Consider the following 21,482-nt stretch of genomic DNA (forward strand, 5'->3'; position numbering starts at 1 on the left):
ACCTTTGAACCTTTGAAGGGAAGCCCGCCGCCATGACGTTCGCCACCGCCTTGCTGTTCTCCATCGTCGCGCTGGCCGCCATCGCAACGCCCGGGCCGACCGTGCTGCTGGCGCTGAGCAACGGATCGCGGCGCGGCGTGCGCGGCGCGCTGCCGGGCATCCTGGGCGCCGTGCTGTCCGACTTCGTTCTGGTCGGCGCGGTGGCGCTGGGCCTGGGCGCGCTGCTGGCAGCCTCGGAGTTCTGGTTCTCCATGCTCAAGTGGGTGGGCGCCGTGTACCTTGCCTGGCTGGGCGTTCGCATGCTGCGCTCCAAAGGCGGCAGCTTCGACACGCCGCGTGCCGACGCAGGCGAGCCGGCCACGGGCATGAACGGAGACGGCCGCAAGGTCTTTTTCAAGTCATTCCTGGTGGCGGTCACCAACCCGAAGGGCTATCTGTTCTGCTCGGCGCTGATGCCGCAGTTCATCGACCCCGCAGCCGCGCAGGGCATGCAGTACGCCATCATCGCCGTGCTGTTTGCCTCGCTGGACGCATTGGTGATGGGGGTCTACGCCTTCGTGGGCGCACGGGCAATGCGGCTGCTGACGGCCGCCGCAGGCCGCTGGATCGACCGCACCTGCGGCGCGATGCTGCTGGCGCTGGCCGGCTCGCTGGCGTTCTACCGGCGCAGCGGTACCTGAGCGGCGCGGGAGGGCTGAGCGGCCGGCGACCCGTCGCCGATAATCGCTCTCCATGAATCCCCTGCTTTCCAAGCTCCAGCCCTATCCTTTCGAGCGGCTGCGGCGCCTGTTCGAGGGCGTCACGCCCAATGCCGATTTCGCGCCCATCAGCCTGGGCATCGGCGAACCCAAGCACGCCACGCCGGCCTTCATCAAGGAAGCGCTGGCCGCCAGCATGGCCACGCTCGCGGCCTACCCGGCCACGGCCGGCACCCTGGCGCTGCGCACCGCCTTTACCGACTGGCTGCAGCGCCGCTACGCCCTGCAGCTGGACCCGGCCACGCAGGTGCTGCCGGTCAACGGCTCGCGCGAGGCGCTGTTCTCGCTTGCGCAAACGGTGGTCGACGGCAGCAAGACCCCCGCGCCGGTGGTGGTTTCGCCCAACCCGTTCTATCAAATCTACGAAGGCGCAGCCCTGCTCTCGGGCACAGAGCCCTACTACGTGCCGAGCGTACCGGCGCGCAACTTCGCGGTGGACTGGGACAGCGTGCCCGAGGCCGTCTGGGAGCGCACGCAACTGGTGTTCGTCTGCTCGCCCGGCAACCCGACCGGCGCCGTGATGCCGCTGGACGAATGGCGCAAGCTCTTTGCGCTCTCCGACCGCTACGGCTTCGTGATTGCAGCCGACGAGTGTTACAGCGAGATCTACTTCCGCGACGAGCCACCGCTCAGCGGGCTGGAAGCCGCCTCCAAGCTTGGCCGCGCCGACTTCAAGAACCTGATCGCACTCACCTCGCTGTCCAAGCGCAGCAATGTGCCCGGCCTGCGCAGCGGCTTCGTGGCGGGCGACGCGGCCATCATCAAGAGCTTTCTGCTCTACCGCACCTACCACGGCAGCGCCATGAGCGGCACCGTGGCCGCGGCCAGCATTGCAGCCTGGGGCGACGAAACCCACGTGGCCGAGAACCGGGCCAAGTACCGGGCCAAGTTCGCTGCCGTGACGCCGCTGCTCGAACCGGTGCTCGACGTGCGGCTGCCGGACGCCAGCTTCTACCTCTGGGCGGGGGTGCCCGAAGTGTGGGCTGGCGACGACGAATCCTTCGCCCGCGCGCTCTACGCTCAATACAATGTTACGGTTCTGCCGGGGAGCTATCTGGCGCGCGACACGGCACACAGCGCCAACCCCGGCCGTGGCCGCATCCGCATGGCCCTGGTGGCCGAAACGGCCGAATGCGTGGAAGCCGCCGAGCGCATCGTCCGCTTCGTGCAATCCGGCCAACCAGGCCGGGGCTGAACCGCTGCTTTCCCGGCTCCCATTTTTCACACGAGACTTTCTCCATGACCCAGCAACTGCAACAAATCATCGACGCCGCGTGGGAAGACCGCGCCAATATCTCGCCCAGCGCCGCCTCGGCCGAAGTGCGCGACGCCGTCGAGCACGTGATTTCCGAGCTCAACAACGGCAAGCTGCGCGTTGCCACGCGCGAGAGCGTGGGCAAGTGGACCGTGCACCAGTGGATCAAGAAGGCCGTGCTGCTGTCGTTCCGCCTGAAGGACAACGAGCAGATGCAGGCCGGTTCGCTCGGCTTCTATGACAAGGTGCCGACCAAGTTCTCGCACCTGTCGGCCGGCGAGCTGAAGGAATCGGGCGTGCGCATCGTGCCGCCCGCCGTGGCCCGCCGCGGCAGCTACATCGCCAAGGGCGCGATTCTGATGCCCTCATACGTGAACATCGGCGCCTACGTGGGTGAAGGCACCATGGTCGACACCTGGGCCACCGTGGGTTCGTGCGCGCAGATCGGCGCCAATGTGCACCTGTCGGGCGGCGTCGGCATCGGCGGCGTGCTCGAGCCGCTGCAGGCCGGCCCCACCATCATCGAGGACAACTGCTTCATCGGCGCCCGTTCCGAAGTGGTCGAAGGCGTGGTGATCGAAGAAAACTCGGTGCTCGGCATGGGTGTGTACATCGGCCAGAGCACCCCGATCTTCAACCGCGACACCGGAGAAACTCTCTTCGGCCGTGTGCCGTCCGGCAGCGTCGTCATCAGCGGCAACCTGCCCAAGAAGACCAAATCGGGCCAGGACTACAGCACCTACGCGGCGATCATCGTCAAGACGGTCGATGCGCAAACGCGCTCCAAGACCAGCCTGAACGACCTGCTGCGCGATTGATCCCGCCTTTGTCCCTTTAGAAAACAACAGCACCCGAGGAGAGTGAGAGCGATGAACATGATGGAGCGAATCCTTCGTCTGATGGCCGAGCGCAAGGCGTCCGACATCTACCTCTCGGCGCACTCCCCGGTGCTGATCCGCATCAACGGCACTTGCGTGCCGATCAACGCCCAGGTGCTGCCGGCCACCGCGCCGCTCGCGCTGCTGGCCGAAGTGGTGCCCGAAGCCCGCATCCAGGAGCTGGAGAGCAAGGGCGAGCTCAACATGGCCGTGATGCTCGAGGGCGCCGGCAACTACCGCATCAGCGCCATGCGCCAGCGCGGCAGCTATGCGGTGGTGGTGCGGCACATTGCCTCGACCATTCCCAGCTTTGCCGACCTGAACCTGCCCGACATTCTCAAGACGCTGATCATGGAGAAGCGGGGCCTGATCCTGATGGTCGGCGCCACGGGCGCGGGCAAGACCACCACGCTGGCCTCGATGCTCGACTACCGCAACGAGCACGCCACGGGCCACATCCTCACGGTGGAAGAGCCCATCGAGTTCACCTACACCAACAAGAAGTCGCTGGTGAACCAGCGCGACGTGGGCAGCGACACCGAGTCGCTGCATGTCGCGCTCAAGAACGCGCTGCGGCAGGCGCCCGACGTGATCCAGATCGGCGAAATCCGCGACCGCGAAACCATGACCGCGGCCATTGCGTATGCGCAGTCGGGCCACCTGTGCGTGGCCACGCTGCACGCCAACAACAGCTACCGCGCGCTGAACCGCATCCTGAGCTTCTTCCCGGTCGAGGTGCGTCCCACGCTGCTGGGCGACCTGGGCTCGGCGCTGCGCGCCATCGTCTCGCAGCGGCTGCTGCGCACGCCCACGGGCGGCCGCGTGCCGGCGCTCGAGGTCATGCTCAACACGGCCCTGGTGGCCGAGCTGATCGAAAAAGGCGATTTTTCCGCCGTCAAGGAAGCCATGGAGCAATCGATGGCCGAAGGCTCCCAGACCTTCGAGGAAGACATTGCCCGCCTCATCACCGAAGAGCGCGTGACGCGCGAGGAAGGCCTGGCCCAGTCCGACTCGCCCACCAACCTGATGTGGCGGCTGCAGAACCGCGCCGCGCCCAAGCAGAAGGCCGAAGAGCGCAACCTGATGGACCAGGTCGACGAACCCACCTTTACCGACATCACGCTCGACGTGAAGTTCTGACCCAGCCTCTCCGGCTTTTTTTCCGATGTCCCGTACGCTCCAGCTCGCCGAACAACTCATCTCGCGCCCCTCGGTCACTCCTGACGATGCGGGCTGCCAACAGATCCTCAGCGAACGGCTGGCGCCACTGGGCTTCACGCTGGAGACCATCGAGAGCGGTCCTGCGGATTTCCGCGTGACCAACCTCTGGGCGGTGCGCCGCCCGGCGGCTGCCGCGGCAACAAAGACGCTGGTGTTCGCCGGTCACACCGACGTGGTGCCCACCGGCCCGGTCGAGCAATGGACCAGCCACCCCTTCACGCCCACGCACCGGGACGGCAAGCTTTATGGTCGCGGCGCCTGCGACATGAAGACCTCGGTCGCGGCTTTCGTTGTCTCCATCGAGGAGTTCCTGCGGGCCACGCCCGATCCGAAGCTCACGCTGGCGCTGCTGCTCACCAGCGATGAGGAAGGCCCGGCGGTCGACGGCACCGTCGTCGTCTGCAACACGCTGGCGGCGCGCGGCGAGGTGCTCGACTACTGCATCGTCGGCGAGCCCACCGCCGTCGAGCGCTGCGGCGACATGATCAAGAACGGCCGCCGCGGCACCATGAGCGGCAAGCTCACGGTCAAGGGCGTGCAGGGGCACATCGCCTACCCGCACCTCGCAAGCAACCCCGTGCACTCGGTGGCGCCTGCGCTGGCCGAACTCGTGGCCATCAACGCGGCCGGCGGCTGGGATGCGGGCAACGACTACTTCCAGCCGACCAGTTGGCAGATCAGCAACTTTCATGCGGGCACCGGCGCGAGCAACGTGATTCCGGGCAACGCGGTGGTCGATTTCAATTTCCGCTTTTCGACCGAGTCGACGCCCGAGTCGTTGCAGAAGCGCGTGCATGCGGTGCTCGATGCCCATGGCGTCGACTACACGCTGGCCTGGACCGTCGGCGGCCTGCCCTTCCTGACCACGCCCGGCGAACTCGTCTCGTCGGTGCAGGCAGCCATTGCCGATGAAACCGGCATCGCGACCGAGCTCTCGACCAGCGGCGGCACCAGCGACGCGCGCTTCATCGCCAAGATCTGCAAGCAGGTGGTCGAGCTCGGCCCGGTCAATGCCAGCATCCACAAGATCGACGAGCACATCGACGTGGCCGAGATCGAGACGCTGAAGAACATCTACAGGCGCACGATGGAGCGGCTCGAAGCGTCGCTGGTCGGATGAGCGCCGCGCCGGGCCGCCCCAAGCAAGCTCGCACCGCAGCGCGAAGCGCGGAGGTAATTCAGTGAGCACGGTCATCGAGCTGATCGAGGCCGGCGCCAAGCGGCTCGAAGCCGCCGGCGTGGCCTTCGGCCATGGCACCGCCAACGCCTTTGACGAGGCCGCCTGGCTGGTTCTGTGGCGCCTGAAGCTGCCGCTCGATGAAATCGATGCCGTGGCCGACACGCCCGTTTCGCCGGCCGATGCGAGCAAGGTTGCCGCGTTGCTCGACGAACGCATCGCCACGCGCAAGCCCGCCGCCTATCTGACGAAAGAGGCCTGGCTGCAGGGTGTGCCCTTCTACGTGGACGAGCGCGCCATCGTGCCTCGCAGCTTCATTGCCGAGTTGATTGCCGACGGCAGCATCGACTACTGGCTCGGCGAACACACGCAGCGCGTGCTCGACCTGTGCACGGGCAACGGCAGCCTGGCCGTCCTGGCGGCCATGACTTATCCGGAGACCACCGTGGACGCGGCCGACCTGTCGGTCGAAGCGCTCGAGGTGGCCGCCATCAACGTCACGCGGCACCAGCTCGACAGCCGCATCAGGCTGATCGAATCCGACGGCCTGGCCAACCTGCCCGGCCCGTACGACCTTGTGCTGTGCAATCCGCCCTACGTGAACAGCGCGAGCATGGCCGCCCTGCCCGCCGAATATCAAGCCGAGCCCGAACTGGCACTGGCCGGCGGAACCGACGGCATGGACTTCGTACGCCGGCTGTTTGCCGATGCTCCCTCGCGCATGAGCGAAGAGGCCGTGCTGGTGCTGGAAATCGGCAACGAGCGGGACTACTTCGAAGCGGCGTTTCCGCAACTCGAGGTCGTCTGGCTCGAAACCTCCGCGGGTGAAGACCAGGTCCTGCTCGTGACCCGGGCCGCGCTGCTGGCCGGCGCCGGCGCGCGTTAGCTGCCCCAGCCCTCGCCTTTTCTTCCCCTCTGCCGAGTTTCCGCAGCGACGGCTGCAAGCCCTTCTTTTACCGGGCGGCGTCCTCATTTGCCCCTTTGCGCCGAGCCGCCACGGCCGGGCGGGATAATCGCCCCTACGGTTCCTATTTCATGATTACTCTCAAAAACGTCATTCTTCGCCGCAGCGCCAAGGTCCTGCTCGACGGCGCCACCGTCACCATCAACCCCGGTGAAAAGGTCGGCCTCGTCGGGCGCAACGGCGCCGGCAAGTCGACCCTGTTCGCGCTCTTCAACGGTTCGCTGCACGAGGACGGCGGCGACTTCTACGTGCCCAAGCAGTGGCGCATGGCACAGGTGGCCCAGGACATGCCCGAAACCGAGGAGTCGGCCACCGACTTCGTGGTGGGCGGCGACACCCGCCTGGCCGAGCTGCGCGCCACGCTGGCGGCCATCGAGGCCGCCTACGAAGCCAACCCCGACGACGCCGACATCGGCATGGAACTGGCGCACGCCTACACCGACCTGGCCGACGCCGGCGAGCACGACGCCGTGCCGCGCGCCCAGGCCCTGATCCTCGGGCTGGGCTTCAAGTCGCACGAGCTGGATGGCCCCGTCAACAGCTTTTCAGGCGGCTGGCGCATGCGCCTGCAACTGGCCCGCGCGCTGATGTGCCCGAGCGACCTGCTGCTGCTCGACGAACCCACCAACCACCTGGACCTGGACGCCCTGGTGTGGCTCGAAGCCTGGTTGCAAAAGTACGCCGGCACCATGATCGTCATCAGCCATGACCGCGAGTTTCTCGACGCCGTGACCGACGTGACCTTGCACATCGCCAACGCCCAGCTCACGCGCTACGGCGGCAACTACAGCAAGTTCGAGGACATGCGCGCGCTGCAGATGGAGCAGCAGCAGGTGGCCTTCTCCAAGCAGCAGGACAAGATCGCGCACCTGCAGAAGTTCATCGACCGCTTCAAGGCCAAGGCCAGCAAGGCCAAGCAAGCGCAAAGCCGGGTCAAGGCGCTGGAACGCATGGAAAGGGTTGCGCCGCTCCTGGCCGAGGCCGACTTCACCTTCGAGTTCAAGGAGCCGGGCAACATCCCCAACCCGATGCTGTCGATCAGCAATGCGAGCTTCGGCTACGAAATCGAAGATGCCGAGCCCAAGACCATCCTGCGCGGCGTGAGCCGCTCGGTGCTGGCGGGCCAGCGCATCGGCATCCTGGGCGCCAACGGCCAGGGCAAGTCGACGCTGGTGAAGACCATCGCGCGCGAGATGGGCGCGTTGGCCGGCCAGGTCACCGAAGGCAAGGGCCTGAACATCGGCTACTTCGCGCAGCAGGAACTCGACGTGCTGCGTCCGCAGGACAACCCGCTCGAGCACATGGTGCGCATGGCCCGGGAACTGGGCAGCGCCGTCAAGGAAAGCACCGGCGAGCAGGCCCTGCGCGGCTTCCTCGGCAGCTTCAACTTCAGCGGCGACATGGTGAAGCAGCCCGTCGGCACCATGAGCGGCGGCGAAAAGGCGCGCCTGGTGCTCGCAATGATGGTGTGGCAGCGTCCCAACCTGCTGCTGCTGGACGAGCCCACCAACCACCTGGACCTGGCCACGCGCGAGGCCCTGGCCGTGGCGCTGAACGAGTTCGAAGGCACGCTGATGCTGGTAAGCCACGACCGCGCGCTGCTGCGCTCGGTGTGCGACGAGTTCTGGCTCGTGGGGCGCGGCGTGGTGGCCGATTTCGACGGCGACCTCGACGACTACCAGCGCTACCTGCTCGACGAAGCCAAGCGGCTGCGCGAGGAGGCCAAGATCGCCGTGCGCGACGCGGCCGCCGCAACCGCTGCCGAGCCCGTGGCCGTTGCCGCTGCTCCTGCACCCGCCGCCAGCGAACCCGCGGCCGCGGCGAACAAGAACCCGCAGCAGCGCAAGCAGGACGCCCAGGGGCGCCAGCAACGCAGCGACCAGGCCAAGCCGATCAAGCGCGAGATCGCGCAGATCGACGAGCGACTGGCCGCGGCGGGCACCGAGCGCGCCACGCTCGAGGCGCGCCTGGCACAGCCGCTACCGTCCGCCGAGATTGCCGAAGCGGGCAAGCGCCTGAAGGCTCTCAACGACGAAATCGGCCGACTCGAAGAGCGCTGGCTGGCCCTGTCGGACCAGCTCGAGACGCTGGCGGCCTGACCCTGCAAAGGAGGCACATCGCATGCCGTCTGCCATCGAACTGGCCCGGGGCGACGAAAAACTGATCGCGGCCATTCACCGCAGCCGCCGCCTGATCGGCCGCAAGGCCTTGATGGCCGCGGCCGCCAGCGCCGTTCCGTTGCCGGGCATCGACTGGGCCGCCGACGCGGCCCTGCTCGCACGCCTCGTGCCGCAGATCAGCGCCGAGTTCGGCCTTTCCGTCACCCAGGTCGAAAAGCTCGCGCCACATCAGCGCGAACGCATCCAGAAGGCCGCCACCACGGTCGGCGCCTTGCTGGTCGGCCGACTCGTCACCCGCGAACTGCTGATCAAGCTCGCCCGGTATGCGGGCGTGAAGCTCACCGTCAAGCAGGCCACCAAGTACGTGCCGTTGGCCGGGCAGATCGTTTCCGCCGCCCTCGGCTATGCGGCCTTGCGCGCCCTCGGCGAGCAGCACATCAAGGATTGCGTCCGCGTGAGTACGACGCTCGCCCTTTCGCCGCCCGAACCGCACGCGCCCGCCTGAACGCGCAATCGTCGAACAAGACAATCCTCTCTGGTCAGGTTGCGTGCAGGTTCAGCGAACATAGTGGAGGCTCTCCCGTGGCCTGCACTCCCTCCTGATCCTCCCTCCTCCAGCAGGTCACCTTCCAGCCCGCCCTTGTGCGGGCTGTTTTTTTGGCGCGCAGCGAGAAAAGATTCAACCGATGCAGGCATAAAAAAAGCCGCTCGATGGAGCGGCTTCTTGAGGGGTGGTAGGACGTACTGGATTCGAACCAGTGACCAACGGATTAAAAGTCCGCTGCTCTACCAACTGAGCTAACGTCCCGGAACCATTTTTCTTTTTCACGCTTTGCCGGGGTTGATCCGGCAAAGCCAAAGATTATAACGTGGCGTTGCTCGCAATTTTGTCGAGAACCCAACCTGCCGCACATTGACCGAAAGTAGCCGTGACGCTAACCACCGAGCCGTAGCCGTGGCAGTTGAGCGAGCCGTCGCTTTCGATGGCGCAGGAGGCATCGGGCGGCGCGACGCTCTCGCGGCTGAAGACGCAGGTCACGCCGATCTTGCGGCCCTCGCGCGGAGCACCATGCTCCTTGCGAAGGCGCTGCCGCAGCTGGGCCAGCAGCGGGTCGTGCGTGACGAGCGAGAGATCGTCGATGTCGACCTTGTGCGCCTGCCGCTTGCCGCCGGCCGCACCCACGGTAACGAAGGCCGTGCCCGATGCGCGCGCCCATGCGGCCATCGTGAGCTTGGCCTTTACCTGGTCGCAGGCATCGATGACGGCGGTTGCAGGGCCGTTGGCTCGCTGCGCCGCTTCGAGCAGCATCGTCCAGTTGCCGGGCTCGACGAACTCGTCGATCGCAAGCACCTTGCACTCCGGGTTGATCTGCGCGATGCGATCGCGCATGGCCTCGACCTTGGCCTGTCCCACCGTCGCATCGAGCGCATGGATCTGCCGATTGATGTTCGACTCGGACACATGGTCGAGATCGACCAGCGTCAGCCGCCCCACTCCGCTGCGCGCCAACGCTTCGACAGCCCACGAGCCGACACCGCCGATGCCGGCAATGAGGACATGGGCGCCGCGGATGCGCGCGGCACCGGCCACTCCGTAGAGGCGTTCGAGGCCGCCGAAGCGGCGCGCAAAGTCAGGCGCCGCCGCGGTGTCGGTGATGACGACATCCACGGCGGCGTTCGATGCTTGCGGAAGCGTTGCTGCGCTCAAGCGGAGGCTCCGCTGGCGCTAGCGCAGTCGCGAGAGACGCTCGCGGCCCGCCTGTGCGGCTTCGGATTGGGGATAGGCCTTGGTCAGGTCTTCCAGCGTGCGGCGCGCGGCGCGCGTGTCCTTCAGCTCGATCTGGCAGTTGGCAATCGACAGCACGGCCTCGGGAGCCTTGGCGTGGTCGGGTGCAAGCGACAGCATGGAGCGGAAGTTCGCAATGGCCTCGTTGTAGTTGCGCGTAGCGTATTGCGCATTGCCGAGCCAGAACAACGCAGAGGCGTTGTAGCCGCTTTGCGGGTAGCGCTTGACGAACTCGGCGAACGCGGTTTGCGCCTGCGCGAACTGGCCCGCGCGGAAGATGCCGAGCGCCGCATCGAAGTCGGCTTTTTCCTTGGGATCGGCAGTGAACTCGCGGCCGTCCACCGACACCTTGGCCGGCTCGTTCTGCTTGAGCCGGTCGTCGATGGTGGTCTGGCGCGACTGCATTTCGCTCAGCGTGCGCTGCAGCTGCTCGTTCTGCCCGGTCATGCGTGCAAGATCGCCCCGCATCTGCTCGATCTGGTTTTGCAGTTCGAGCAGGCTGCGGCGCAGCTGGCCGTTTTCGTCGGTCAGCCGCTGGTCGGTCTGCTGGCGCATCGCCTCGACCCGCTGCCGCAGGTCGAGGATGGCGCGGCGCGCTTCATCATCCTCGAACAATGCAGCTTGCGAGCCGATCGAAACGCAAAGCAAGGCGGCAGCCAGGGCCGCGCCTCGCAACAAGGCGCGTTGCATCACCGGGTGTATCGGATTTCAGCGCGGCGGTTCTGCGCCCAGGCTTCTTCGCCCGAGCCCTGGACCGCGGGCTTTTCCTTGCCGAAGCTCACGGCTTCGATCTGGGCGTCGTTCACGCCCAGAAGCGTCAGCGCACGGCGGACGGCTTCGGAGCGCTTCTGGCCCAGGGCCAGGTTGTACTCGCGGCCGCCGCGATCGTCGGTGTGGCCTTCGATGGAAACGCGGCGCTGCTGGTTGGCCTTGAGGAAACGGGCATGGCCGTCGATCAGGGCTTGGAACTCGGGCTTGACCGTGTAGCTGTCGTAGTCGAAATAGACGATCCGTTCGATCCCGACCGGACCTTGCGCGGTGGATGCATTGGGGTCGATGGTGACGGGCGCGACTGCCGTCGAGCTGCCCTGCTGGCCGCCGGCGGTGCCGGAGCGGTCGGTCACCGGGGCGTCGTTGAGCTTGGTGCCCGACGAGCAACCGGCAATCAGAGCCACGATGGCCAGCGAATAAATCGTACGTTTCAACATTGGGTACTCCTCAAATAAACCTTGATCATTGCTTTTGAAACGGACCCCAGTCCGGTTCTCTTATGTCTCCCGCCTGCCCGGCGAGCCGCGCTTTTATTTTTCCGTCCAGCGTGGTCGTCATGAGCGCTTCGCGGCCTTGCAGCTGCGTTGCGTAGACGATCAGCTTGCTGTTGGGGGCGAAACTGGGACTCTCGTCTGCCGAGGTGTCGGTGATGGCCGAGACGTTGCCGGTGGCCAACTCCATCACATGGAGTTTGAACGCACCGCCCACGCGAGAGATGTAGGCCAACCACCGGCCATCGCCGCTGACAGATGGAGAAATGTTGTAGGTGCCACTGAAGGTAACACGGGTCGGCGCGCCGCCGCTGGCGCCCATCTTGTAGATCTGCGGAGCCCCGCCGCGGTCGCTCACGAAGTAGATCGTGCCGCCGTCGGCCGAGTACACGGGTTCGGTGTCGATGCTGGCGCTCTGGGTCAGGCGGCGTGGCTCGCCGCCGCCTGCCGGAATGGTGTACAGCTGCGAACCGCCGTCGCGGCTCAGCGTGACGGCCAGCGAGCCGCCATCGGGCGCCCACGCCGGGGCGCTGTTGGAGCCGCGGAAGTTCGCGAGCAACCGGCGCTGTCCGCTGGCCACGTTGTGCACGTACACCACGGGCTTGCGCGATTCGAAGGACACGTAAGCCAGCTGCTGGCCGTTGGAAGACCAGACCGGCGAGATGATGGGTTCCGGGCTCGCGAGCGCGGCCTGCGAGTTCTCGCCGTCGGCGTCCGCCACCCACAGCGAATACCGGCTGCCGCCCTTGGTGACGTAGGCGATGCGCGTCGAGAAGATGCCCTTGTCGCCGGTCAGCTTCTCGTAGACGTAGTCGGCAATGCGGTGCGATGCGAGGCGCAGGTCGCCTTGCGGAACGGTGTAGCTCTGGCCGCCGAGGTCTTGTCCGCGCACCACGTCCCAGAGGCGAAAGCGCACGTCGAAGCGGCCGTCGGCCAAGCGCGTGACGCTGCCGACCACGAGCGAATCCGCCGTGCGCTGGCGCCAGAGCGAAAGATCAGGGCGCGAGGCTTCGTCGAGCGCCTGGCCAGAGGCATCGACGCCGCGGAACTGGCCGCTGCGTTCGAGGTCGGCCTGCACGATCTCGGAGATCTTCTGCGGCGATGCGTCTTGCCCCTTGAACGGAACCAGCGCGATGGGCCGTTGCGTCAGTCCGACGCCCGACACCTCGACCCGGAACTGGGCGAGCGCGGGCAGCATGGGAGTTGCAGCAAGAGCCGCAATCAGTGCGCGGCGTGCAAAAAGCGATGAAGAAGGAGTTGGAATGGAAACGGGCAACGGCTTGATCATGCGGTTCGGAGATGTTTCGGGGTAAAAAGTTCTCCCCAAGTGCGACGGGCCACATGTTACACACTGGTTTGGCCGCGCAATCACAAAAGGTGTATCGGTCGGTGCCGTCCTACAGCGCGGCCTTCAAGGCGCCTGCCGGGGCCCCCGTAGAATCCGCCGCCATGCAAGCATCCCCCGGCAGCGAGACCGCGCGCCCTCCCCTGTTGCGCCGACTGGCGCGACTCATGACCTGGTTCGGCGGCTCGCGCCACTGGTGGGCGGTCGCGCTCATCGGCGCCTTGATGGCGGCCATCACCGAGCCGCTGATGGCCGCCCTGCTGAAGCCGCTGCTGGACCGCGGCTTCAACCGCGGGCAGCTGGCGCTGTGGATGGTGCCGGCCGCCGTGCTGCTGCTGTTCGCGGTGCGCGGCATTGCCCAGTTCATTTCGCAATATGCACTCTCGCGCATTGCCAACGAAGGCATGCAGCGTCTGCGCCGCGTGCTGTTCGAGCGCTTGCTGGGCGCGGAGCTGGCCCTGTTCTCGCGGCAATCGGCCAGCGCACTCTCCAACACGGTGGTGTACGAGGTGCAAACCGGCTCCATGCTGCTGGTGCAGGCCCTGCTCGGGCTCTCGCGCGACGGCTTCACGCTGATTGCGCTGCTTGCCTACCTCGTCTACCTGAACTGGAAGCTCACGCTCATCGTCGCCTTCCTGGTGCCGAGCATCTCGTGGATCATGAAGGTGTTCTCCAAGCGCCTTTATCGCCTGACGCAGCAGGGCCAGCAGGCCACCGACGAGCTGGCCTACGTGGTGGAAGAAAACGTGCTCGCGCACCGCATGGTGCGGCTGCACGGGGCCGAGGCGGCGCAAGGCGAGCGCTTCGAGCAGTTGAGCCAGCGCCTGAACCGGCTGGCCGTGAAATCGACCATCGCGCAGGCGGCCACCACGCCGCTCACGCAGATGATGGCATCGCTCGCGCTGTCGATCGTGGTGATGATCGCGCTGTGGCAGAGCGGCGAACAGGGACTGACGGTGGGCGGATTCGTCGCCTACATCACGGCCATGCTGATGCTGATCGCACCGATCCGCCGCCTGGCGGACATGGCAGCGCCGATCACCCGCGGCCTTGCGGCGCTCGAACGCGGCCTGGTGCTCATCGACGACGTGGCCCCCGAGCCGCAGGGCAGTTTCCGCATCGAGCATGCGCAGGGTCGCATCGAGCTTCGCGAGGTGAAGGTCAGCTACCGCGGCGAGGACGAAGCCCGAGCGCTCGACGGCGTGAACCTGGCCATCGAGCCGGGCCAGGTGGTGGCCTTCGTCGGCCCCTCGGGTTCGGGCAAGACCACGCTGGTCAATCTGCTGCCGCGCTTCGTGCTGCCCAGCGGCGGGCAGGTGCTGCTCGACGGCCACGACACCAGCGAATGGGAGCTCAAGAGCCTGCGCGCGCAGTTCGCCATGGTGAGCCAGGACGTGGTGATGCTCAACGACACGCTGGCCGCCAACGTGGCGCTGGGCTCCGAAATCGATCGCGCGCGGGTGCAGCAATGCATAGAGGCCGCGAACCTCGCGAGCCACGTCGAGAGCCTGCCGGAGGGCGTCGACACGGTGCTCGGCCACAATGCCACGCAGCTTTCGGGCGGCCAGCGCCAGCGCCTGGCCATCGCGCGCGCTCTCTACAAGAACGCGCCCATCCTGCTGCTCGACGAAGCAACCTCGGCCCTCGACACGGAATCGGAACGGCTGGTGCAGGATGCCCTGCAGCGCCTGATGCAGAACCGCACCACGCTGATCGTCGCGCACCGGCTCTCGACCATCCAGCATGCCGACCGCATCATCGTGATGGAACAAGGCCGCGTCGCCGAGCAAGGCAGCCACGCGCAATTGATGGCGCTTGACGGACTCTATGCCCGCCTGCAGACGCTGGCCGTGCGCAGCGCGACCCCGGGCCAGGACCCGACGCTCTGAGGGCTCAGAGCAGCACGATGTCGTACTGGCCTTGCCCGATGGCCGGCTCGGACTGCAAGGAGATGGGCTTGCCGATGAAATCGCTCAGCCCCGCCAGGTGCTGGCTTTCCTCGTCGAGAAACAGCTCGATCACCTGCGGCGACGACACGATGCGGAATTCGCGCGGCGTGAATTGCCGCGCCTCGCGCAATATCTCGCGCATGGCGTCGTAGGCCACGCTGCGCGCGGTCTTCACGATGCCCTGCCCGCCGCACGCGACGCAGGGCTCGCACAGCATGTGGGCCAGCGATTCGCGCGTGCGCTTTCGTGTCATCTCGACCAGCCCGAGCTGTGAGAAGCCGCCGGCGGTGGTCTTGACGCGGTCGCGCGCAAGCTGCTTGCGAAACTCGGCCAGCACCTGTTCGCGGTGGTCGTCGCGCCCCATGTCGATGAAGTCGACGATGATGATGCCGCCCAGGTTGCGCAAGCGCAATTGCCGCGCAATGGCTTGCGCCGCTTCCAGGTTGGTCTTGAAGATGGTGTCGTCGAAATTGCGCGCACCGACGAAGCCGCCGGTGTTCACGTCCACCGTGGTGAGGGCCTCGGTCTGGTCCACCACGAGGTAGCCGCCCGACTTGAGTTCGACCCGGCGGCCCAGCGCCTTGGCGATTTCCTCATCGACCGAATACAGGTCGAAGATCGGCCGCTCGCCCTTGTAATGCTGCAGCTTGCCGGCCGCCTGCGGCATGTATTCGAGCCCGAACTTGAGCAGCACCTCGAACTGTTCGCGCGAATCGATGCGGATGGTCTGCGTGTCTTCACTGGTCATGTCGCGCAGCACGCGCTGCAGCAGGCTCAGGTCCTGGTGCAGCAACGACATCGGCGGCATCTTGCTCGATGCTTCTCGGATGCGCGACCAGGTCTTGCGCAGATACGCAATGTCTTCGGCCAGCTCGGCATCGGACGAGTCTTCGCCATTGGTACGCAGGATGAAGCCGCCCGTGTTGGCAGGCACCACGCCACCGCTGTCGGCCGCCGCGGCCGCCTCGATCAGCGCGAGCATGCGCGTGCGCAACGATTCACGCTGGTCCGAAGGAATCTTCTGCGAAACGCCGATGTGGTTGTCCTGCGGCAGAAACACCAGCAGCCGGCCGGCAATGCTGATCTGCGTCGACAGCCGCGCCCCCTTGGTGCCGATGGGGTCCTTGATCACCTGCACCAGCAGCGACTGGCCTTCGAACACCTGCTTCTCGATGGGCACGATCGGCCCGCCGTTGCGGTGGTCGCGCTCGGGCGCCGGTGCGCTGGGGCGCGAGCCCGGCGTGAACGGCGCCACGATGTCTGCCACGTGCAAAAAGGCCGTGCGTTCCAGGCCGACGTCGATGAAGGCCGACTGCATGCCCGGCAGCACGCGCGACACCTTGCCAAGGTAGATGTTGCCGACCAGCCCGCGCTCCAACGTGCGTTCGACGTGCAGCTCTTGCACGGCGCCGTGCTCGACCAGCGCCACACGGGTCTCCTGGGGGGACCAGTTGATCAGGATGTCTTGCATGGGATTGGAATTCTCAGGTATTGAAACCGGCGCTGCGAAGAAGCTGCGCGGTCTCGAACATCGGGAGTCCCATGATGCCCGAATAGGACCCGCTGATGTGCTCGATGAACGCGGCCGCCGCGCCCTGAATCGCATAGGCGCCAGCCTTGCCGATCGGCTCGCCGCTTTCCGCGTAGCGCGCGACCTGCTTCCTGGTCATGGTGGCGAAGCGCACGCGCGAAACACTGAGTGCCGCATGGCGGCGGCGGCCATGCTGCAGCGCCACGGCGGTCAGCACGCGATGCGTGGCGCCGGACAGCAGCGCCAGCATGCGTTCGGCATCGCGCGCGTCTTCGGGCTTGCCGAGGATGGTGCGGCCGAGGGCCACCGTGGTGTCGGCGCAGAGCACCGGCGCATCGGCGAGTCCGAGGCGCTTGCGCCGCGCAACTGCGGCATCGAGCTTGAGCGCGGTGACGCGCTGTACGTAGGCGGTGGGCGATTCGTTGGCCAGCACCGCCTCGAGCGATTCGGCATCTTCTTCAGGGCCGGCAAGGAGAAGCTCGTGGCGAATGCCGAATTGGCCGAGCAACTGGGCGCGGCGCGGGCTTTGCGACGCAAGGTAGATGAAGTCGGCCAAGTTCAAGGCTCCGTGAGGTTCCAGACCAATCCATGCGGCAAGCGCTCGGGTCCGAACAGGAAATGAAGGACGCGCCGGCGGGCAGGAACCCGGGCGCGCGAAGAAGCGTGCAGCAGCAACGGCCGCATGGCGAGGGCATCGCCCCGCGCGGCGGGACAGGTCACCTCGCCGTGCGCATCGCGCATCGCCCGCGCCGCCGGCTCGTCCAGTCGGCCCGCGCGATGGCTACCCGTCACCACCCGCAGCGGGCCTGCGTCGACGCCGCAATCGTCCAGGTGCACACGCACGGCGAGCAGCGACTCCAGCACGCCCACGGGCGGCTGGACATAGTGCGCACCTTCCTTGATGGCGATGGGCATTGCCGCATCGGGCGGGTTCACCGATGCCGGAATCGATGTGTCCTGGTGCAGCGCGACCGGCCAGTTCCTGTCGGCCGTCTTGTCGAACAGGGTGCACTGCACGGCTGTGGCGTTGTCGCCGAGCAGGCCGATTGCAGCCAACTGCGTCTGGAGTTGTACCGCCATGTCGCGGCACCCCGGTTGCGTCAGCAGATTGCGGCTGCCAACCGCGCTTTGCAGCCACGGCTCCAGCGACTCCGCGATTTCGTTCATGTGCCCGGCCGGCAGCAGCGCAGGCAAAAGCGCGTAGCCCGCCTCATCGAGCAAGGCGACCGGCCCGATCATTCCCGGTGGTACGGATGGCCCGCGTTGACCGACCAGGCCCGGTACAACTGCTCCACGAGCAGCACCCGCGCCATCGCATGCGGCAGGGTCAGGTCGGAGAGGCGGATGCGTTCGTGGGCTGCGGCCTTGAAGGCGGGATCGAGCCCGTCGGGGCCGCCGATGACGAGGGCGACGTCGTCGCCCTCGCCCTGCCAGGCCTGCAGGCGCGAGGCCAGCGCCTTGGTGGTGAGCGAGGTGCCGCGCTCATCCAGCGCCACGATGCGCATGCCCCTGGCAATGGCGCCTTCGATGCGCTCGCGTTCGGCAGCGTAGATGGTTTCGAGCGACTTGGAACCGCGGGGTTCGGTCTTCACGGCCCGCAGCTCGAGCTTGAGCTCGGGCGGGAAGCGCTTGGCGTAGTCGTCCCAGGCAGTCTGAGCCCAGTCGGGCATGCGCTGCCCGACGGCGACCACCAGGAGCTTCATGCGCGGCGGGCTGGCGCCTTCTTGGCAGGCGCCTTCTTTGCCGCGGGCTTCTTTGCCGCGGGTTTCTTCGCGGCCGGCTTGCCGACCACCTTGACCGGCACGCGCGCGGTCGTGGTCTTCTTTGCCGGCGCCTTCCTGGCGGCGGTTTTCTTTGCCGGGCTGCGGCTGGCTTTCTCGGCCTTGGCTTCCTGCTCGGCCGCGCGGATGGCGGTCTTGGCCGCGCTGGTACGGCGCAGGTTGGGCATCTTGGCCGCAACCGGCTTCTTCTCGTCGATCACCTTGGCGGCGGTTGCAAGGGCCGGTTTGGTGCCGCCGAGCTTGGCGCGCACGGGCTTGTCGCCCCAGATCTCTTCGAGGTGGTAGTACTGGCGGATGGCCGGCTGCATGATGTGCGCAACAGCCGCGCCGCAGTCCACGATGATCCACTCGCCGTTGTCCTCGCCCTCGATGCGCGGCTTGCCGAAGCCGGCCTCGCGCACCGCATCGCGAACGCTGGCGGCCAGCGCCTTGGTCTGCCGGTTGGAGGTGCCCGAGGCAACGATCACGCGTTCGAACAGCGGTGAAAGATGCTCGGTATCGAAAACCTGGATGTCCTGCGCCTTGACGTCTTCGAGTCCATCGATGATGGCTCGCTGGAGTTTTTGGGTGTCTTTCTTGGCGGCGGCTTCAGTGGTCATCAGGCAGAGCGGTAAAGGTGGTGTCGGTCAATATAGCGTGCAACGGCTGGCGGAACCAGCGAGGAAATGTTCTCGCCAAGCGCCGCGCGCCGCCGTATATCGGTGGCGCTGGTGTCCATGGCCGGCAGTTCGAGCGCTTCGAAACGCGCGCCAGCCGGAAGGCCGGGCAGCATCTTCGGATCAAAACGAGCAGTGCCGCCCGTCGATAATGCGCGATACGCTACAGAAACAATAGCAATGCCGAGTATAGCCTGCCAGCCATGCCACTTCGGCAAGGCGCTGGCTTGGTCGGCCCCCATGATCAGGACCAGCTGGGCGCCGGGCTGCTCCCGCTGCAATTCATGCAGGGTGTCGAGCGTGTAGGTGGGACCGTCGCGCAGCACTTCGCGGCTGTCGACCACCACCGTTCCCTTCAGCCCCGAGAAAGCCAGCCGCGTCATTGCGAGACGGTCTTGCGCCGGCGTCAGCGCCCGGCTCTTGTGCCAGGCCTGCCCCGTGGGTATGACGTGCAGCTCGGCCAGGCCAAGCTGCGAAAGCGCCGCCTCGGCCAATGCCACGTGGGCGTTGTGCGGCGGATCGAAGGCGCCGCCGAAAATGCCGATGCGCGGGGGCGACTTGCTGGCGGGAGGGTTCACAACCAGTCGCGCCGCACGATGAAATCGCTGTAGAGCGCGGCTTCGGGGCTGCCCGGTTCCGGCTGCTGGCGGTAGGCCCAGCTTGCGAGCGGCGGCATCGACAGCAGAATCGATTCGGTGCGCCCGCCCGATTGCAGCCCGAAGTGCGTGCCGCGGTCCCACACGAGGTTGAACTCCACGTAGCGTCCGCGCCGGTAGAGCTGGAACGCCCGCTCGCGCTCGCCCCAGGGCATGGCGCGGCGGCGCTCGATGATGGGCAGGTAGGCCGGCAGGAAGGCATTGCCCACGGAGCGCAGCATTGCAAAGGCATTCTCGAATCCGCCCTCGGCGAAGTCGTCGAAGAAGATGCCGCCGATGCCGCGCTGCTCATTGCGGTGCTTGAGAAAGAAATACTCGTCGCACCAGGTCTTGAAACGCGGGTATTTGTCGTCGCCGAAGGCGGCGAGCGCATCGCGGCACGTGGTGTGAAAGTGCACCGCGTCTTCTTCAAAACCGTAGCAGGGCGTCAGGTCCATGCCGCCGCCGAACCAGCACACGGGGTCTTTGCCTTCAGGCAGCGCAGCCAGCATGCGCACGTTCATGTGAACGATGGGCACATAGGGGTTGCGCGGATGGAACACCAGCGAAACACCCATGGCCTCGAACGGCGCGCCCGCGAGTTCGGGCCGGTTCTGCGTGGCCGAGGGCGGCAGCTTCGCACCGCGTACCTGCGAGAAGCCACAGCCCGCGCGCTCGAACAGTTCTCCGCCCTCGAGGATGCAGGTGAGGCCGCTGCCCTGCAGCGCCTCGCCGGGTTCCTTCTGCCAGGCGTCTCGCGTGCAGGCGCCACCATCTGCCGCTTCAACCGCCGCGACGATCTCCTGCTGCAACTTGCGCAGGTAGTCGCCGACCGCCGCCGGATGGGTCTGTTGCATCAGGCGTGCGGGGTGCCGCGCGCGTGGACCGCGCGGTGCCCGATGTCCTTGCGGTATTGCACGCCGTCGAAATTGATGCGCGCGGCGACTTCGTAGGCCCGCTGCTGCGCCTGCTTCACGCTGTCGGCCAGCGCAGTCACGCACAGCACGCGGCCGCCGCTGGTCTTGAGCTCGCCGTCCTGCTGCGTGGTACCGGCGTGGAACACCACGGCATCGGGCGCTTCTGGCGGAATGCCGGTGATGCGGTCACCCTTGCGCGGCGAAAGCGGATAGCCGTGCGCCGCCATGACCACGCCAAGCGCCACGCGCCGGTCCCACTGCAGCTCGACCTGGTCGAGCGTGCCGTCGGTAGCGTGCCAGAACACTTCGAACAGGTCGGACTTGAGCCGCATCATGATCGGCTGCGTTTCGGGATCGCCCATGCGGCAGTTGAATTCGAGCGTCTTCGGGTGCCCGGCCGCGTCGATCATGAGACCGGCGTACAGGAAGCCCGTGTACGGGATGCCGTCTTTTTCCATGCCGCGGATGGTCGGCAGGATGATTTCGCGCATGGCGCGCGCATGCACTTCGGCCGTGACGACCGGTGCGGGCGAATACGCGCCCATGCCGCCCGTGTTCGGCCCTTCGTCGTTGTCGAGCAGGCGCTTGTGGTCCTGGCTGGTGGCCAGCGCGGTCACGTTCCTGCCATCGCACAGCACGATGAAGCTGGCTTCCTCGCCCTGCAGGAATTCCTCGATCACGACGCGCGCGCCGCCATCGTTGTGCGACACGCCGAACTTGTTGTCGACCAGCATGAAATCGACCGCCTCGTGCGCCTCTTGCGCGGTCATGGCCACCACCACGCCCTTGCCGGCGGCCAGGCCGTCGGCCTTGACGACGATGGGAGCGCCCTTGGCGTCGATGTAGGCATGGGCCGCGGCCGCATCGGTGAAGGCCTCGTACTCGGCCGTCGGAATCTTGTGGCGCTTCATGAACGCCTTGGAGAACGCCTTGGAGCTCTCGAGCTGCGCGGCCGCCCGCGTGGGGCCGAAGATGCGCAAGCCGTGGGCGCGGAATTCATCCACCACGCCGGCCGCCAGGGGCGCCTCGGGCCCGACGACGGTGAGCGAGATCTTTTCCTTGGCGGCCCATTCGCGCAGCGCGGCGGGCTCGCTGATGTCGATGCAGTCGTAGCGCTCGTCGCTCACGGTGCCGCCGTTGCCCGGCGCCACGTACACGCGGCTGACCCGGCCGGCCTGCGCCAGCCGCCACGCCAATGCGTGTTCCCGGCCCCCTCCCCCAATTACCAGTACCTTCATTCGTGGGCC

The 21,482-nt window shown here is 66.7% G+C and carries 21 protein-coding genes and 1 tRNA gene; 9 read left to right on the plus strand and 13 right to left on the minus strand.

What is annotated here, in order from left to right; genetic code table 11:
- Nucleotides 1-32: 32 nt before the first annotated feature.
- From ACJ7Z0_RS04325 to ACJ7Z0_RS04360, 8 genes are all read left to right on the plus strand, one after another.
- Nucleotides 33-680, plus strand: coding sequence for a LysE family translocator (locus ACJ7Z0_RS04325; protein ID WP_434788855.1), 648 nt, complete (start codon nucleotides 33-35; stop codon nucleotides 678-680).
- A 52-nt stretch (nucleotides 681-732) separates the two neighbouring features.
- Complete coding sequence (gene dapC / locus ACJ7Z0_RS04330) at nucleotides 733-1,953, plus strand: succinyldiaminopimelate transaminase (RefSeq protein ID WP_434788856.1); 1,221 nt, start codon at nucleotides 733-735, stop codon at nucleotides 1,951-1,953.
- Nucleotides 1,954-1,997: 44 nt separating this feature from the next.
- Entirely contained in the window at nucleotides 1,998-2,831 is an 834-nt protein-coding gene (dapD, locus tag ACJ7Z0_RS04335) for a 2,3,4,5-tetrahydropyridine-2,6-dicarboxylate N-succinyltransferase (RefSeq protein ID WP_434788857.1), read from the plus strand.
- 51 nt (nucleotides 2,832-2,882) lie between these two features.
- Complete coding sequence (locus tag ACJ7Z0_RS04340) at nucleotides 2,883-4,031, plus strand: PilT/PilU family type 4a pilus ATPase (RefSeq protein ID WP_055796985.1); 1,149 nt, start codon at nucleotides 2,883-2,885, stop codon at nucleotides 4,029-4,031.
- Nucleotides 4,032-4,056: 25 nt separating this feature from the next.
- Nucleotides 4,057-5,232, plus strand: coding sequence for a succinyl-diaminopimelate desuccinylase (gene dapE, locus ACJ7Z0_RS04345; RefSeq protein WP_434788858.1), 1,176 nt, complete (start codon nucleotides 4,057-4,059; stop codon nucleotides 5,230-5,232).
- 61 nt (nucleotides 5,233-5,293) lie between these two features.
- Nucleotides 5,294-6,175: a 50S ribosomal protein L3 N(5)-glutamine methyltransferase gene (prmB, locus tag ACJ7Z0_RS04350; RefSeq protein ID WP_434788859.1), complete on the plus strand. Its 882-nt coding sequence runs from the start codon at nucleotides 5,294-5,296 to the stop codon at nucleotides 6,173-6,175.
- 149 nt (nucleotides 6,176-6,324) lie between these two features.
- Nucleotides 6,325-8,352: an ABC-F family ATP-binding cassette domain-containing protein gene (locus ACJ7Z0_RS04355; protein ID WP_434788860.1), complete on the plus strand. Its 2,028-nt coding sequence runs from the start codon at nucleotides 6,325-6,327 to the stop codon at nucleotides 8,350-8,352.
- A 22-nt stretch (nucleotides 8,353-8,374) separates the two neighbouring features.
- Entirely contained in the window at nucleotides 8,375-8,878 is a 504-nt protein-coding gene (locus ACJ7Z0_RS04360) for a hypothetical protein (RefSeq protein WP_434788861.1), read from the plus strand.
- A gap of 227 nt (nucleotides 8,879-9,105) precedes the next feature.
- Here the strand turns inward: ACJ7Z0_RS04360 and ACJ7Z0_RS04365 are convergent.
- From ACJ7Z0_RS04365 to tolB, 5 genes are all read right to left on the minus strand, one after another.
- Nucleotides 9,106-9,181, minus strand: a tRNA-Lys gene (locus ACJ7Z0_RS04365).
- A 54-nt stretch (nucleotides 9,182-9,235) separates the two neighbouring features.
- On the minus strand, nucleotides 9,236-10,030 hold the full coding sequence (locus tag ACJ7Z0_RS04370) for a tRNA threonylcarbamoyladenosine dehydratase (RefSeq protein ID WP_434792604.1): 795 nt from the start codon (nucleotides 10,028-10,030) through the stop codon (nucleotides 9,236-9,238).
- Between the two features lie 69 nt (nucleotides 10,031-10,099).
- Nucleotides 10,100-10,849, minus strand: a complete 750-nt coding sequence (gene ybgF / locus ACJ7Z0_RS04375; protein WP_093022791.1) for a tol-pal system protein YbgF — start codon at nucleotides 10,847-10,849, stop codon at nucleotides 10,100-10,102.
- Nucleotides 10,849-11,367, minus strand: a complete 519-nt coding sequence (gene pal / locus ACJ7Z0_RS04380; protein ID WP_431131609.1) for a peptidoglycan-associated lipoprotein Pal — start codon at nucleotides 11,365-11,367, stop codon at nucleotides 10,849-10,851. The genes ybgF and pal overlap by 1 nt, the downstream gene beginning before the upstream one ends.
- 25 nt (nucleotides 11,368-11,392) lie before the next feature.
- Entirely contained in the window at nucleotides 11,393-12,709 is a 1,317-nt protein-coding gene (tolB, locus tag ACJ7Z0_RS04385) for a Tol-Pal system beta propeller repeat protein TolB (protein WP_491851337.1), read from the minus strand.
- 161 nt (nucleotides 12,710-12,870) lie between these two features.
- Between tolB and msbA the strand changes: the two genes are divergently transcribed.
- Nucleotides 12,871-14,655 (plus strand): lipid A export permease/ATP-binding protein MsbA, encoded by a 1,785-nt coding sequence (msbA, locus tag ACJ7Z0_RS04390; RefSeq protein ID WP_434788863.1) that lies wholly within the window; start codon nucleotides 12,871-12,873, stop codon nucleotides 14,653-14,655.
- A gap of 4 nt (nucleotides 14,656-14,659) precedes the next feature.
- Here the strand turns inward: msbA and rng are convergent, their stop codons facing one another.
- Genes rng through purD form a run of 8 tightly spaced genes read right to left on the minus strand, consistent with a single transcriptional unit; the run spans nucleotide 14,660 to nucleotide 21,473 of the window.
- Nucleotides 14,660-16,186, minus strand: coding sequence for a ribonuclease G (gene rng, locus ACJ7Z0_RS04395; protein WP_434788864.1), 1,527 nt, complete (start codon nucleotides 16,184-16,186; stop codon nucleotides 14,660-14,662).
- 13 nt (nucleotides 16,187-16,199) lie between these two features.
- Nucleotides 16,200-16,802, minus strand: a complete 603-nt coding sequence (locus ACJ7Z0_RS04400) for a Maf family protein (RefSeq protein ID WP_434788865.1) — start codon at nucleotides 16,800-16,802, stop codon at nucleotides 16,200-16,202.
- 2 nt (nucleotides 16,803-16,804) lie between these two features.
- Nucleotides 16,805-17,485 (minus strand): phytanoyl-CoA dioxygenase family protein, encoded by a 681-nt coding sequence (locus tag ACJ7Z0_RS04405; protein WP_434788866.1) that lies wholly within the window; start codon nucleotides 17,483-17,485, stop codon nucleotides 16,805-16,807.
- Nucleotides 17,482-17,949: a 23S rRNA (pseudouridine(1915)-N(3))-methyltransferase RlmH gene (gene rlmH, locus ACJ7Z0_RS04410; RefSeq protein WP_093022805.1), complete on the minus strand. Its 468-nt coding sequence runs from the start codon at nucleotides 17,947-17,949 to the stop codon at nucleotides 17,482-17,484. Before rlmH ends, ACJ7Z0_RS04405 begins: the two co-directional genes overlap by 4 nt.
- Nucleotides 17,946-18,626 (minus strand): ribosome silencing factor, encoded by a 681-nt coding sequence (gene rsfS / locus ACJ7Z0_RS04415; protein WP_431131621.1) that lies wholly within the window; start codon nucleotides 18,624-18,626, stop codon nucleotides 17,946-17,948. Before rsfS ends, rlmH begins: the two co-directional genes overlap by 4 nt.
- Nucleotides 18,626-19,261, minus strand: a complete 636-nt coding sequence (nadD, locus tag ACJ7Z0_RS04420) for a nicotinate (nicotinamide) nucleotide adenylyltransferase (RefSeq protein WP_434788867.1) — start codon at nucleotides 19,259-19,261, stop codon at nucleotides 18,626-18,628. Before nadD ends, rsfS begins: the two co-directional genes overlap by 1 nt.
- Entirely contained in the window at nucleotides 19,258-20,175 is a 918-nt protein-coding gene (gene hemF, locus ACJ7Z0_RS04425; RefSeq protein WP_434788868.1) for an oxygen-dependent coproporphyrinogen oxidase, read from the minus strand. The genes nadD and hemF overlap by 4 nt, the downstream gene beginning before the upstream one ends.
- The gene (gene purD, locus ACJ7Z0_RS04430; protein ID WP_434788869.1) at nucleotides 20,175-21,473 is read right to left on the minus strand and encodes a phosphoribosylamine--glycine ligase; all 1,299 of its coding nucleotides are present in this window, start codon (nucleotides 21,471-21,473) and stop codon (nucleotides 20,175-20,177) included. The genes hemF and purD overlap by 1 nt, the downstream gene beginning before the upstream one ends.
- Between the last annotated feature and the right edge of the window lie 9 nt (nucleotides 21,474-21,482).

Source organism: Variovorax palleresanus (genome assembly GCF_051144945.1).
In the GTDB taxonomy this organism is placed as follows: Bacteria; Pseudomonadota; Gammaproteobacteria; order Burkholderiales; family Burkholderiaceae_C; genus Variovorax; species Variovorax paradoxus_S.

Coding starts and splice junctions, on each gene's coding strand:
- ACJ7Z0_RS04325 (WP_434788855.1), top strand. CDS start 33: ATGACGTTCGCCACCGCCTTGCTGTTCTCCATCGTCGCGCTGGCCGCC.
- dapC (WP_434788856.1), top strand. CDS start 733: ATGAATCCCCTGCTTTCCAAGCTCCAGCCCTATCCTTTCGAGCGGCTG.
- dapD (WP_434788857.1), top strand. CDS start 1,998: ATGACCCAGCAACTGCAACAAATCATCGACGCCGCGTGGGAAGACCGC.
- ACJ7Z0_RS04340 (WP_055796985.1), top strand. CDS start 2,883: ATGAACATGATGGAGCGAATCCTTCGTCTGATGGCCGAGCGCAAGGCG.
- dapE (WP_434788858.1), top strand. CDS start 4,057: ATGTCCCGTACGCTCCAGCTCGCCGAACAACTCATCTCGCGCCCCTCG.
- ACJ7Z0_RS04355 (WP_434788860.1), top strand. CDS start 6,325: ATGATTACTCTCAAAAACGTCATTCTTCGCCGCAGCGCCAAGGTCCTG.
- ACJ7Z0_RS04360 (WP_434788861.1), top strand. CDS start 8,375: ATGCCGTCTGCCATCGAACTGGCCCGGGGCGACGAAAAACTGATCGCG.
- ybgF (WP_093022791.1), bottom strand. CDS start 10,849: ATGCAACGCGCCTTGTTGCGAGGCGCGGCCCTGGCTGCCGCCTTGCTT.
- pal (WP_431131609.1), bottom strand. CDS start 11,367: ATGTTGAAACGTACGATTTATTCGCTGGCCATCGTGGCTCTGATTGCC.
- tolB (WP_491851337.1), bottom strand. CDS start 12,709: ATGATCAAGCCGTTGCCCGTTTCCATTCCAACTCCTTCTTCATCGCTT.
- msbA (WP_434788863.1), top strand. CDS start 12,871: ATGCAAGCATCCCCCGGCAGCGAGACCGCGCGCCCTCCCCTGTTGCGC.
- rng (WP_434788864.1), bottom strand. CDS start 16,186: ATGCAAGACATCCTGATCAACTGGTCCCCCCAGGAGACCCGTGTGGCG.
- ACJ7Z0_RS04405 (WP_434788866.1), bottom strand. CDS start 17,485: ATGATCGGGCCGGTCGCCTTGCTCGATGAGGCGGGCTACGCGCTTTTG.
- rlmH (WP_093022805.1), bottom strand. CDS start 17,949: ATGAAGCTCCTGGTGGTCGCCGTCGGGCAGCGCATGCCCGACTGGGCT.
- rsfS (WP_431131621.1), bottom strand. CDS start 18,626: ATGACCACTGAAGCCGCCGCCAAGAAAGACACCCAAAAACTCCAGCGA.
- hemF (WP_434788868.1), bottom strand. CDS start 20,175: ATGCAACAGACCCATCCGGCGGCGGTCGGCGACTACCTGCGCAAGTTG.
- purD (WP_434788869.1), bottom strand. CDS start 21,473: ATGAAGGTACTGGTAATTGGGGGAGGGGGCCGGGAACACGCATTGGCG.